The organism is Natronogracilivirga saccharolytica (assembly GCF_017921895.1).
Classification (GTDB): domain Bacteria; phylum Bacteroidota; class Rhodothermia; order Balneolales; family Natronogracilivirgulaceae; genus Natronogracilivirga; species Natronogracilivirga saccharolytica.
The window spans coordinates 539071-552509 of record NZ_JAFIDN010000001.1 but is presented as its reverse complement, the minus strand read 5'-3'; the positions used below and the strand labels follow the sequence as shown (position 1 = coordinate 552509).

The window sequence follows — 13439 nt, the reverse complement described above, 5'->3', positions numbered from 1 at the left end:
TCAGGGGAGCAATGAGAAAACGCGTACAGAAAATTATCATCCTTCTTTTTCTGTTTGGTCTGACAACGTCATCAGAATCAGAAGCACGTGGTGCTGATGAAAAGAAAACGTACACATTTGATTTCACCGGGGAGTCCATGGTCAGGGTTCTCGAGCACCTCGGCAGCCAGGAAGGTGTTGATCTGATTTTTGACCCGTCAATTCTCAAGGGGTACGAAGTTTATGCAAGGATCAGGGACAATACTATGGAAGAGGCACTCTCCAGTGTACTCAAAGATACTTCGCTGGACTACATCGTACTGTCATCAGGCACATATGTTGTCATCCGTTCATCCCGCCGCGATCCTGCATACGGAGCATTCGCCGGCAAAGTATATGATGCCCAAAGCGGAGATCCGCTGCCCGGTGCCACTGTAATGCTCGCAGATGCCAGCGGCGGAACCGCATCCAACAATGCCGGACACTTTTCACTTGGGAAAATGAAATCCGGTTCATACGACATCATTTTTTCCTATGTCGGATACGAACCGGTAAAAATAACGGTATCCATTTCGCCGGATGAGCAGCACAGGCAGGAAATTGCACTCCATCCGGCCCGAATAGAGTTCAGTCCCATTGTTGTCACAGATCACCTTCCGCTTATTCCTGCTGCGCACATGTTGCAGACCGATCAGGAAACAGCAGCTGAATGGGTTTCCGGTCCGGGAGCACCCGGTGTCATTCAGGATCTTTCATTATTCAGAGGCGTCCAGCACGGGCTGCCATTGTCTGACATCCACATGCAGGGCGGACAAAGCGGTGATCATCGGTTTTTCCTGGATGATGTTCCTGTTTATCAACCCTACAGTATGGGCCGTCTGTACAGTGCCTTCAGTCCTTACGCAATCGGGCGCGTGTCGGTGGAAAAAGCCGGATTTGGCGTATCATCGGGCAGTTACATCGCCGGAAAAATAAATATGAATCATAAGCACGGCAGCTATGCAGGACAACACGGACTGGTCCAGGCAGATCCGCTGAATACGAATGTCCGCCTTTCCGGATCTGCGTTGAACGGCGATCTGCGTCTCATGGGAGCATTCAGGCACAGCTTCTGGGACTGGTTTGAAGAGCCGGTTCTGTCCGATGCCATTTCTGACTGGGACCTCGTTGACCCGCTGACCTATTCCCTCGTTACCGGCAGTGATGGTGAGACCCCTGCGTTTCAAACAGCTTCTGACAATACGGACATCCGGTACCGCGATCTGCACCTGTCCGGAGATTATCAGTTCGACAGGTACAGAAGTCTCTCTTTTTCCCTGTATCACGGGCAAAATTTTGTCGAAACCGACCTGCTTGCCGAAAGCGGAAATTCAGCACCTGTGCAGCGTATGTACTCCAGAGACGGGTACGACTGGCAAAACATCCTGTCGCAATTGCGCTATGAATGGCTGGTTACGCCGCGTCTTGATCTCCATTTCCAGGCAAGTTACAGCAGCAACCGGCTTGAGCACAGTTATGCCATGTTTGACGACGACGAAATCAGCAGGCGTGCTGAGTCAGATCCCGGGCAAAATTTGTTTCAGCTTTTGGTATCAGGGGCTGATGAAGCTCCGGCTCAGGCCGATCAGAACATAATCAGGCATGCGACAGTAAAAACCGATCTTGAATATTCGGTATCATCGGACTTTTCACTCTCAGGGGGAGTTCGCTTAGATCATGTGAATTCGGAATTCGATCTTGCCGGACTGTTTTATCTGCCAGCGCTCAACGAACAGGCATCCCGGCTGGTTAGCACGTATGTGAATGCGGACCGGAGGATATCAGGAAACATTGGAGTCAATATCGGCTCGCGCTTTACCTACTTCGATCCCGATCAGCGCATATATGCCGAGCCCAGAGGCTCCATTCAATTTGACAGAACGAGCAGCAGGACTGGTTACTGGTCCCTTAAATTGTCCGGCGGGATGTACCGCCAGTTTGTCAACCAGTTCCAGATCACAAATGTAGGACCGAGCTCTCTGGTTCCGGAGTTCCAGGTATGGTATCACGACGACGGCATTGACCAGCCGCTGTCATACAACACAGCTGCAGACCTTGTTTTCGAGCCGTCGTCAAGCACGACAATCCGGTTGGATACCTATCTGAAAATTCAGCCGGTTGCTTATATTACATCATACCACAATTTGCTGCTGGCGGATGAGGCCGACCGCCAGGGGATAAATTCGTTCGCGGAGGAGACAAGTTTGCGCGCCTACGGAGGTGGTGTCCGCATTCATCAATCCTTAATGGATGATGATCTGCAGTTTCTTGTGGGATACGATCTGAGCAGGACTGATATTGATTATGACACCCAGTTCGGACGTACGCTGCCTGCTCCGTGGAACGAACCTCACCGGCTCCAGGCACGTGTGCTGGGCCATGTGCGTTCAGATCTCTCTGTCATAGCCAGATGGCAGGGAATTTACGGCAGAAAGTGGGGTTTTCGTCAATCCTACTACGATTTTCTGACACTTCACAATGTGAGCGAAGCAGGCGGGTATTCATTTATGAATCCGGAAGATGACCGTCTGGCCGCTTTTCATCAGGTAGACCTATCACTTATATACAGCCCCTCACGTGACCCCCTGAACCTGGAAATCCGGGTTGATCTCATAAATATTCTCAACCGGCGGAATGAGATCGACTGGAGCCTTCAGCCAGCAGATTCCGGGTTTGCACAGCAGAATGATGCTGAAGTCAGTGACTTCGAAAAAAGAAGCCGAAGAATGCCAGGGTTTATGCCGTCGCTGAGTATCAAGCTGGGACTGTGATTTGCCGTAACACCTATGAAAATGCAACAGGACATCTGTAATGCTCAATTGGTTTGATTTGTCCGGGTTTTGTGTTGCGGCACAATCGGTCATCGCAGTATTAAACAAAAAAAATTTTACCAGGGCTAGTTGTATCTGATTTTCAGGTGTTTAAGAAACGATTCGCTTTTAATACAGGTAAGCCTGTGTCAAATATGAACTCCATTTTCTGGACATAATGTCTAAGAATGTAAAACCCCAACCAAAACACACAATCATGAGACAACTAACTACATATTTAAAGTATGTACTGGCTTTTGTTGTGATACTGCTTGCAGCGCCCGGCGTGTATGCCCAGAACGGCACCGCCAATCTGCAGATTATCCACAATTCGCCTGATCCCGCCGTTTCATCGGTGGATATTTATGTGAACGGAGATCTGTTTCTTCGCGATGTCAATTTCCGGGATGCTACAGCTTTCGATGAAGTACCGGCCGGTGCGGATCTTGACATTGAGATCGCTCCGTTAGGAGAAGGTATCGAAAATGCTGTCGGGCCGTTCACTTTCAACCTGACCGAAGACGAAAACTACATACTTGTTGCTTCTGGTGTAGTTGACGAATCGGCTTTTGAGGATGCCGAAGGATTCTCACTCGAGGCTTTTACACCGGCCCGGCAGGAAGCGGAAGATGCAGGAACGGTTGATGTAAATATCATGCACGGATCTCCTGACGCCCCTGACGTGGATATTCATCTTGTCCAGCCCGGAGATACACGCATCTTCCTCAGCGAAGTTTCCTATCCCGATTTCTCAGGCTATGAGGAATTTGATCCGGTGAATACAATTCTGGGAATCTCAGGTGTCGGGGGAGAAATTCTGCTTGAGTTTTCTGCTCCGTTAGCTGATCTGGATCTTGAAGGATCGGCACTGAATGTCCTGGCGTCAGGATTTTTTAATGAAGAAAACGCCGGTGACGATAATGCTTTTGGTTTACTGGCCGTACTGCGCGATGGCACAACACTGATGCTCGAAGCCTCGGAGCCCCAGATCGAGCGCAGCGTCTCTTTCAGAGGACAGGCACTGGATCTCACCGCTGATGACACAGAGGTAGTGGTTGAAGGACTGACTACCATGGAAGATGATCTTTTAGTCATTACCACAAATCCGGCCGATGGTGACTTTGTGGGAGCTGAAATCGTTGGATTTACAGAGGTCGGAGCAATGGAAGACGGCAGTGTTGCCGTAGACGTTTCCGGTGCTGATCCGGTCGACCACGTTGCTCACGTTCTTTCCGGCGTTTCAGAAGAATCACTCAGTGATGGTGTGGTATCCGAAGAAACACTCGGCTTTGTTCTGGCGACAAGTGACGCTGCTCCCGTCTATGCGCTGGCAGCATTTGAATGGTCAGATCAGACCTTCAGCGGTTCCGCTTCATCGGTGACGATAGATGAGATCCAGATACTCTATAATGGTGAGCTGGGCGAGTCGCTGTTTTCCATTGATCTTCACGAAGTGGAAGACGGTCAGATCGGTGCGTTTGTTGGAGTTGCACAGATGGACCTGGAGTTCAACGAAGAATATTCCGGCGTCGAGGTTGACGTTGTTGAACCGGTAGATCCCGCTGATGACAATCCGGTACGTGTCGATGCGCAAATCACCGAAACGGGTGAATATTTTGCGATGACACATCTCGGACCTGCCGGTACAGACGCCGATGGCAACCGGATTCCGGCCCAGACCCCCGGACTGCTCACCAATCAGGGTGATGGTACCAATCTGAGGCCATTGATCGGAGACTTCGCCACTGTTACAATCGAGCCTGCGCTTGCAAACCTTCAGATCATTCACAATTCGCCTGATCCCGCCGTCTCCTCGGTGGATATTTATGTAAATGGCGATGAGTTTCTGAGCGGTGTAGATTTCCGCGATGCCACGGCTTTCGATGAGGTTCCTGCCGGTGTAGAACTCGAAATTCAGATTGCACCTGCCGATGCCGGCATTGAAAACGCAGTCGGGCCATTCACATTTACGCTCGAAGAAGATGAAAACTATATCCTGGTAGCTTCCGGTGTAGTTGATGAGGATTCCTTCAGCGGAGCCGAGGGTTTCTCACTTGAAGCCTATGCCCCTGGCCGGATGGAAGCGGAAGACGCAAGTCTGACAGACGTCAATATCATGCACGGCTCACCTGATGCCCCGGCAGTTGATATCTATCTGGAACAGACCGGAGCTGACAGTCCTGCCGTTAGCGAGCTTGCATTCCCGGATTTCACCGGATATGTCTCTCTTGAACCGATGAACGAGACTGTTGGAATAGCCGGTGCCGGTGGTGATGTTCTTGTAGAATTCGCTGCTCCCTTCGCCGATCTCGGACTTGAAGGTGCGGCACTGAGCGTATTGGCATCAGGCTTTTTTGATGACGACAATGCCGGTGAAGACAACGCCTTCGGTTTGCTGGCCGTACTGCCGGACGGTACTACGCTTATGCTTGATGTTATTGAGCCCGAGCCGGAACCGGAGTTTGCCCGTGCACAGATTATTCACAACGCGGCCGATCCTGCTGCAGAAGTAGTGGATATCTATGTCAACGGAGATCTCTTCGCAGACAGTCTGGCCTTCCGCGCCGCCACCCCGTTTGTTGATGTGCCGGCCGGTACGGGACTGGATATCGAAATCTATCCTTATGGAGCAGACGCCGGTGATACGGATGCTGCGTACACCCTTGAAGGAGCAGAATTCGATGCGGATGAAACCTACACCATCATTGCCAATGGTGTGCTGGGTGACGGGTTCGCTGAAAATCCCGATGATATCTCTGTGAATTTTGACTTGTTCGTAGTTGCTGACACAAAAGAAAGTCATGATGATGGAAACGAAACCAGCTTGTTTGTCTGGCACGGTGCTACGGATGCTCCGTCTGTAGATGTTCAGATCCGCAATGATCCGCCGGTTGTTACCGATCTTGCATACTCAGAATCAACTGACTATCTCGATGTACCTGCTGCTGATTATATTCTCGACATCAGCCCGGAAGGTACCGGAGATGTGATTGCTTCCTTTAAAGCACCTCTGGCTGAGGCAGGCGGACAGGCCATCGCTGTACTTGCATCAGGATTCCTTGATCCTTCCAACAACAACGATGGACCGGCTTTCGGACTGCTGGCTGTCTTTGCTGACGGAACCACGCTGGAGTTGCCGGCTGCCGATCTGCCTGAGGACCTGTTCAGCGTTACTTTCAACGTGGACATGAGTCAGGCTGATGACTTCGATCCGGATTCCTACGATGTCTACATCGGCGGAAGTCTTGCCGGTGACTGGACCCAGCCCGGCTCGGATCCCGAGTTCCGTATGGAACCGGTTGAAGAAGGCTCGGACATTTACACCATCACCCTGCATCTCGAAGAGGGAGACTATGAGTACAAGTACTTCCTGATCGATGATGAGCCCGACTGGGATATGGGCGAGTGGCCCGGCGATCCGAACCGCTCGGTTTCGGTAACCGGAGACATGGAAGTCAACGATATCTTCGGAGTACAGCCAGATGAGATGGTTGCCCGGGCGCAGATCATCCACAATGCCGCTGATCCGGCAGCAGCATCGGTTGACATCTACGTCAACGGCGAACTGTTTGTTGATGAACTCAGCTTCCGTGAGGCGACCCCGTATGTCGACGTTCCGGCCAACACGGCCCTGGACATTGCCATCTATCCGGCCGGAGCCGATGCCGGTGAGACCGATCCGGTATTCAGTCTGGAAGGAGCCGAATTTGCCCTGGGCGAGACCTACAGCGTGATTGCCAACGGTGTGCTGGGAGACGGCTTTGCGGCCAATCCCGATGGTGTGGAAACCGACTTCAACTTGTTTATCGTTGAGGATGCGCAGGAAGATGCTTCTGAAGAAGATGTCAGCTTCTTCATCTGGCATGGGGCGACCGATGCTCCCGCAGTTGATGTCTGGGTTGCTGACGGACCGGCACTGGCTGAAGGCGCCGCCTACACCGATGCTACCGGAATCATCACCGTAGAAGCCATGATGTATACACTCAATCTGGGTGTGGAAGGTTCGGCTGACACGGGAGATGCCCTGTTCGAGTTTGCGGCTGATCTGTCAGGAGCCGCCGGTTCAGGTGCTGCAGTACTTGCTTCAGGATTCCTGGATCCGTCAGCCAACGAAGATGGCGAGGAATTCGGATTGCTGGTTGTTCTTCCTGACGGCACAACATTGCTGCTGGAAGCGGTCGATACCAGTACCGAACAGCACCTGAGTGACCGTCCCGAGACATTCCGTCTGGAGCAGAACTATCCCAACCCGTTCAATCCGACGACCAAGATAGAATTCTCAATTCCCGAATCGTCTGATGTCACCCTGGAGGTGTTCAATGTACAGGGACAACGGGTAGCTACACTTGTCAATGAAAGCCGCAGTGCCGGTGTGCACACTGTGGAATTTGACGCAACCAATCTGTCCAGTGGTGTGTATCTCTACCGGATTCAGGCCGGTGATTTCACACAGGTGAACAAAATGATGCTGGTCAAGTAAACCGGATTTCCGGCTGAAAAAAAGGGTGCTCCTGATGAAGGGGTACCCTTTTTTTGTAACTGCAACTAACAAAAACGATCAGGATCATATTTGCGGGATAGCTGCACCTGATCCTTGATGATCATTTACAGATGCAGCCGGCATACTGAGGGATTCGTCATAAGTGGCGGAATTTCATCATTTTTCGTGGTGAAATATCGCCCTTTCCCGGCGTAATTTCGCCACTTTGCTGCATGTTAACTCGGATTTCTTTTTGAAAAACAGTCTTTAAAAGCACTCACGGCATCCTGTATGTTTGACTGCTAATGTGGCATTTTTTTTGTGCATTACGATTGTCAGGTAGCAAGAAACATTCGGGATAGTAACCTTATCGTAACATCATCTGAGCTCTCTTATTAATACTTTGGTTATTGAAACCGCTGTGATGCAGTGTTGCTTCCTGAAACTATCTGAATCCCGGAAATTTTGCCCGGTTATGAAGTGATGTCCGGACATATTGCCTATTTCAAAGCTCCACATAAAAAACAAACTATGCACACAGATACAAGTGAAACAACCCGGAATATTTTTAGTTCTTACAGAAGCGCTTTCAAATTGCCACTGTTGTACGTCCTCATGTTTATTACAGGTGTGACGTTATCTGCCAATTCAGTGATGGCAGGGGATATAACCATTGACGGTGCAGAGACTTTCAGCGACGATCAGACATTTGGTGATATCACGCTGACCATTGACACTGATGAAGATGTCGTGTTCGAACAGAATGTCACCTTCGATGGAACAACGGTCGTATTTACCCAAAATGCAGGGGGAAACCTGATCGTACACGGTGATATAACAGTTTCAGACACAGACTGGGAATACGCGTCGGAATCCGATGTCTGGAACTTTGATGTACGGGAAGACGGAAATCAGACGGTCAGTGCCGGAAACGGGTCTTATCTGCTGGCATACAACTTCCGCGCGGACAAAGAAAACGGTGATTTCGAACTGCATTCAGAACAGGAAGATGAAACTGTGCTTCGCGTGCTCAATAATTTCCGGACAGATTTCTCGGGTGCGGCGATATTTCGCGACAACTCCACCAGGTTTATTGTGGGTGATGACATCCGGATTCGCGGTGAAGCGGACTCTTATGATCTCACCGGAACACTGGAGCACCGCGTGCATGACGGCAACTCGGATTACGAAGCTGTCGCTGCCGATCTTAATAATTTGTTTGTTCATGTCCGCGGCGATGGCAACCCGCGATTCCGCGATGAACAGGGAGAAGGCGATGATGATGATTTTACCCGCGAAATCACTATTAACGGCGATTTCATAGTGGATATGGACGGCACCGGCGATTTCGAATTCAATGATGTCATCCTTGATATCGGCGGATCTTTTGACCTGACCCATCATCGTCCTGAAGAAGGCCATGACGACGGCGACGGTGAAGGCGAAATTGATATCGATGATGCTGTCATCACCACCGGAAGCGATGTCATTGTCCGCCTTTCCAAAGACCTTCCCGACGGAGACGAGAATATTGATGTGGATGACGGAGTCGTCAATGTGGGAGGCAATCTATACATCTTTGCTGAAAACAACGGTGAGTTTGATTTCGACGGTTCTGAGTTTACGGTCGACGGCTATACTGAAATCACCATGACCGACGGAGGGATTGTTGATATGGACGAGTCGGAGTTTTCCGTGCAGGGTGATCTGACTGTGGATATCAACAGCGTCGAGGACTTTGAGTTTGGCGAAGCCATTGTCAGCATCGGCGGTGACTTTAACCTGACCCACCATCGTCCCGAAGGTGCCGACGGCGACGGCGAGATTGACGGCGATGAAGCCATTATTGAGATCGGCGGCGACTTTATTGTCACGCTGACTAAACACGAAGCCGACGATGATGAAAATATCGACGTTGATGACGCCGAAGTTACGGTCCGCGGCAACCTGTACGTATTTCTGCTGGAGGACGGCGAATTTGACTTCGACGACTCGCAATTCCAGGTGGACGGCTATGCCTTGTTCGACATTCGTGACGGCGGCATCGCAGACATGGATGAGTCGGACTTCACGGTCAACAACAATCTGAGGATAATGATCGATGAGACCGGAGTAGTAGATACCGAAGATCTTGATGAAGGAGCTGTGTCGGTGGGAGGCGATCTGCTGATCGATCTTATCGGGCACGATGATGACACGCTGGTAGACACATCCAAATTTGATGTTGCGGGAGAGATAATTATTACTGATAATGCCGTAACTGCTGAAGAAACAAAAGATATCCCTGAAAAACTCTCTCTTGAACAAAACTATCCGAATCCTTTCAACTCATCTACTGTCATAACTTATGAGCTGCAAAGAAGCATGCATGTCACGCTGACAGTGTATGATGTCCTGGGCCGCAAAGTACGCGTCCTGGTTGACGAGACACATGATGCGGGCCGGCATGAAGTCAGCTGGGACGCAGAGAGAATGAGCAGCGGAATCTATATCTACCGGCTTCAAAGTGGTGAACAGAGTCTTATGCGGACCATGACACTGGTCAAGTAATCCGCTTATGACAGTATTCCTATGCTCCAATATTCCGGCATCCCGAAAATATATTTATTAAGAACAGCCACCCATAACTAAACAATCGATTAATATGAAACACGTCGAAACGCTACAATCCAAATTTTTAAAACTACGGCGAAACAGCGTTCGAAGTGTGCTTGCAGGCACTTCGATGGTGCTTGTGCTGGCACTTGTCTTCTGGCCGCTGAATGCCCATGCCAATGATGATGTAACCCTCAGTGATGAAACGGTTTACGATGAAGATGTTACCTTTGGTGATATCACGCTGACCATTGACACTGATGAAGATATCATCTTTGAGCAGAACGTTTCCTTTGATGGTACTACGGTCGTATTTACCGATAATGCAGGAGGCGATGTGATCGTCCACGGTGATATTACGCTCAGTGGTGATCTGACATGGCAGTACGATGATCCCGGTGATGTATGGAGCCTGGAAATGGAAGAGGATGGCGATCAGACCATCACAGCCGGCGAGGATTCCTGGTTTTTGGCTTATAATATTGACCTGGAAAAAAGCGAAGGTACACTGGACCTTGCTACATCCGGTGCCAGCGGCCCCGTCCTGCAGTCATATAACAATTTCAGTGCTGACTTCAGCGGTAATGCCATGTTCCGAGATAACGGCAACACGTTCATTGTAGGTGATGACATCGAACTGGACGGAGAGTCCGGTTCCTATGAACTCACCGGAACTCTTGAGCACCGCGTGCATGACGGCAACTCGGATTACGAAATCGTCGTCCCGGAACTTTACAACCTGTACGTTCATGTCCGCGAGGATGGCAATCCGCGATTCCGCGATGAACAGGGAGAAGACGGTGACGATGACTTTACCCGTGAAATCACCATTAACGGCGATTTCATAGTGGATATGGAAAGTACCGGTGATTTCGAATTCAACGATGTCATCCTTGATATCGGCGGATCCTTTGACCTGACCCACCATCGTCCTGAAGAAGGCCATGACGACGGCGACGGAGAAGGCGAAATTGATATCGATGATGCCGTCATAACCACCGGAGGCGATGCTATCGTCCGCCTTTCCAAGGAACTTCCCGACGGAGACGAAAACATCGACGTTGATGACGGAATCTTCAATGTGGGAGGCAACCTCTACATATTTGCCGAAAATAATGGTGAATTTGATTTCGACGGCTCTGAGTTCACAGTAGACGGCTATGCTGAAATCACTATGACAGACGGTGGAATTGTTGATATGGACGAGTCGGTATTTACAGTTCAGGGTGATCTGACTGTGGATATCAACAGCGTTGAGGACTTTGAGTTTGGCGAAGCCGTTGTCACCATCGGCAACGACTTTCACCTGAGCCACCATCGTCCCGAAGGTGCTGACGGCGACGGCGAGATTGACGGAGACAACGCCACTATCGAAGTGGGTGGTGACTTTATCGTTACCCTGACCAAACACGAGGCAGACGGTGATGAAAACATCGATGTTGATGACGCTGAAGTTACGGTCCGCGGCAACCTGTACGTATTTCTGCTGGAAGACGGCGAATTTGACTTCGACGACTCGCAATTCCAGGTGGACGGCTATGCCTTGTTCGACATTCGTGACGGCGGCATCGCAGACATGGATGAGTCGGACTTCACGGTCAGCAACAATCTGAGAATACTTATTGATGAGACCGGAGAAGTGGATACCGATGACCTTGACGAAGGTGCTGTCTCGGTGGGAGGCGATCTGCTGGTCGATCTGCTCGGCCATGATGATGACACGCTGGTAGACACATCCAAATTTGATGTCGCAGGTGACATCATTGTTACGGAAAACTATGTTGAAAGCGCCATCGCATCGTTTGCCCTGCTTAGTCCGGAAGACGGAGCCGAACTGCTGGTTGCCGGAGAGCCTTCCGATGAGGTGGAAATTACCTGGGAGACAGCTGAATCGGATGAGGCCGTGACCTATACCTGGCATCTCGATGTGCGCGGCGGCGAGTTCGACGATCCGATTGCAAGTCTTCCTGCTGACAATGACGGTGAAGACACCCGCATCACCCTTACCATAGGGGACATCGACCAGCTTCTTGATGACAATGGCGTGGAAATTGGTGATGTCCTGGAAGCAGACTGGACCGTTACCGCTGAAGTCGATGATGACGTGGTATTTGCGGATGCACCGTTTGCCATCGATCTGGAGCGCGGGGAAATGGACATGATTTCCATCGCCCAGGCGCGCAGTCTTGAAATCGGAAGTATTGTAGTTGTCAAGGGCATTGTTAACTCCACTGACTTCGGATTCGGTGTGGCCGACTACTTCATCCAGGATGAAACGGGCGGGCTGAATGTGACCGACTTCAGTGATGGCGGAGCCCAGAGCGGCGTTTATGCCCAGCCCGGTGACAGCATCATCATCATGGGTGAAATGGAAACATTCAACAACCAGCGCAACATCGAGGTGATGGAATACGAGATCACCAGCTCCGGCAACGATCTGCCCGAGGCGGTCGCCATCGACGGCGAAGACATGCGGGACGACTCGGAGTATCAGGGTATGCGCGTGCAGCTGCGCGACATGTACATTATCGAAGAAGATCTGGACAACTGGCCGCTTCCCGGCGACCCGGTTGCAGAAGGAAGCGGTGTGAATGTGCGTGTAACCAGCGAAGCCGAAGCCGACACCTTTGTGGTTCGTCTGGCCCGCAACAATACCCCGTGGGGAGATGATCATAACGGACAGCCCATGCCGCCGGCGGTATTCCATGTCAGCGGAACCATGGGTCAGTTCAACGAGGACACCCAGGTCTTCCCGTTCTTCACCGACGACTTTGAACCGCTCGAAGATCAGTATCGCGTAGAGTTCAACGTTGATATGGGCGGAGTTCAGGGCTTCGATCCGGACGAAAACCATGTCTATCTTGCCGGAGGCATTAACACTCCGGAGTGGCAGGAGCCGGGCAGCAACCCGCGCTACCGTATGTTCGCATCCGAGGATGACGAAAACATCTATACGGTTACCCTGTACGCTGAAGCCGGAGATTACGAGTACAAGTACTTCATGGTGGAAGACGAACCGGATTGGGATAACAGTGAATGGCCGGGCGACCCCAACCGCATGATTACAGTTGATGATGACAAGGTAGTCAACGACGTATGGGGCGAGCAGCCGACCAGCGGAGAGCAGCTGAGCGACGTTCCGACCGAGTTCGGACTCGACCAGAACTACCCGAACCCGTTCAACCCGGTAACCACGATCCGCTATCAGGTTCCCGAGTCGGCCAATGTGACTCTGGAAGTGTATGATGTGACCGGACAGCGTGTGGCTACCCTGGTCAATGAATCGCGTGAAGCAGGTGTTCACACGGTTGAGTTCGATGCCACCCGTCTGGCAAGCGGCGTGTATATCTACCGCATGCAGGCCGGTGACTTCGTACAGTCCAAACAGCTGATGCTGGTGAAGTAGGATCATTCACAGCAGCACAATCATAGCAGCAAATAAAAAAGGGTGCTTCCTTCGGGGAGCACCCTTTTTTTCTGGTCAGCTTCGCTATGCATCCCGTTACCGGAGATAAGCCCGGTTATCTTACTGAGTG

The 13439-nt window shown here is 51.0% G+C and carries 4 protein-coding genes; all 4 read left to right on the top strand.

Translation table 11 applies throughout. The features are described 5' to 3' along the window. Positions 1–11 precede the first annotated feature (11 nt). The 4 genes from NATSA_RS02190 (at position 12) to NATSA_RS02175 (ending at position 13309) form a co-directional block, all read left to right on the top strand. The gene (locus NATSA_RS02190; protein ID WP_210510000.1) at positions 12–2789 is read left to right on the top strand and encodes a carboxypeptidase-like regulatory domain-containing protein; all 2778 of its coding nucleotides are present in this window, start codon (positions 12–14) and stop codon (positions 2787–2789) included. Between the two features lie 256 nt (positions 2790–3045). After that, on the top strand, positions 3046–7308 hold the full coding sequence (locus NATSA_RS02185; protein ID WP_210509998.1) for a DUF4397 domain-containing protein: 4263 nt from the start codon (positions 3046–3048) through the stop codon (positions 7306–7308). A 654-nt stretch (positions 7309–7962) separates the two neighbouring features. Next, positions 7963–9858, top strand: coding sequence for a T9SS type A sorting domain-containing protein (locus NATSA_RS02180; protein ID WP_210509996.1), 1896 nt, complete (start codon positions 7963–7965; stop codon positions 9856–9858). Between the two features lie 94 nt (positions 9859–9952). Further along, positions 9953–13309, top strand: a complete 3357-nt coding sequence (locus tag NATSA_RS02175) for a T9SS type A sorting domain-containing protein (protein ID WP_210509995.1) — start codon at positions 9953–9955, stop codon at positions 13307–13309. Positions 13310–13439: the final 130 nt, after the last annotated feature.

What these genes read in the sequence shown, in the direction of transcription:
- NATSA_RS02190 (WP_210510000.1), top strand. Translation starts at nt 12, where the DNA reads ATGAGAAAACGCGTACAGAAAATTATCATCCTTCTTTTTCTGTTTGGT.
- NATSA_RS02185 (WP_210509998.1), top strand. Translation starts at nt 3,046, where the DNA reads ATGAGACAACTAACTACATATTTAAAGTATGTACTGGCTTTTGTTGTG.
- NATSA_RS02180 (WP_210509996.1), top strand. Translation starts at nt 7,963, where the DNA reads ATGGCAGGGGATATAACCATTGACGGTGCAGAGACTTTCAGCGACGAT.
- NATSA_RS02175 (WP_210509995.1), top strand. Translation starts at nt 9,953, where the DNA reads ATGAAACACGTCGAAACGCTACAATCCAAATTTTTAAAACTACGGCGA.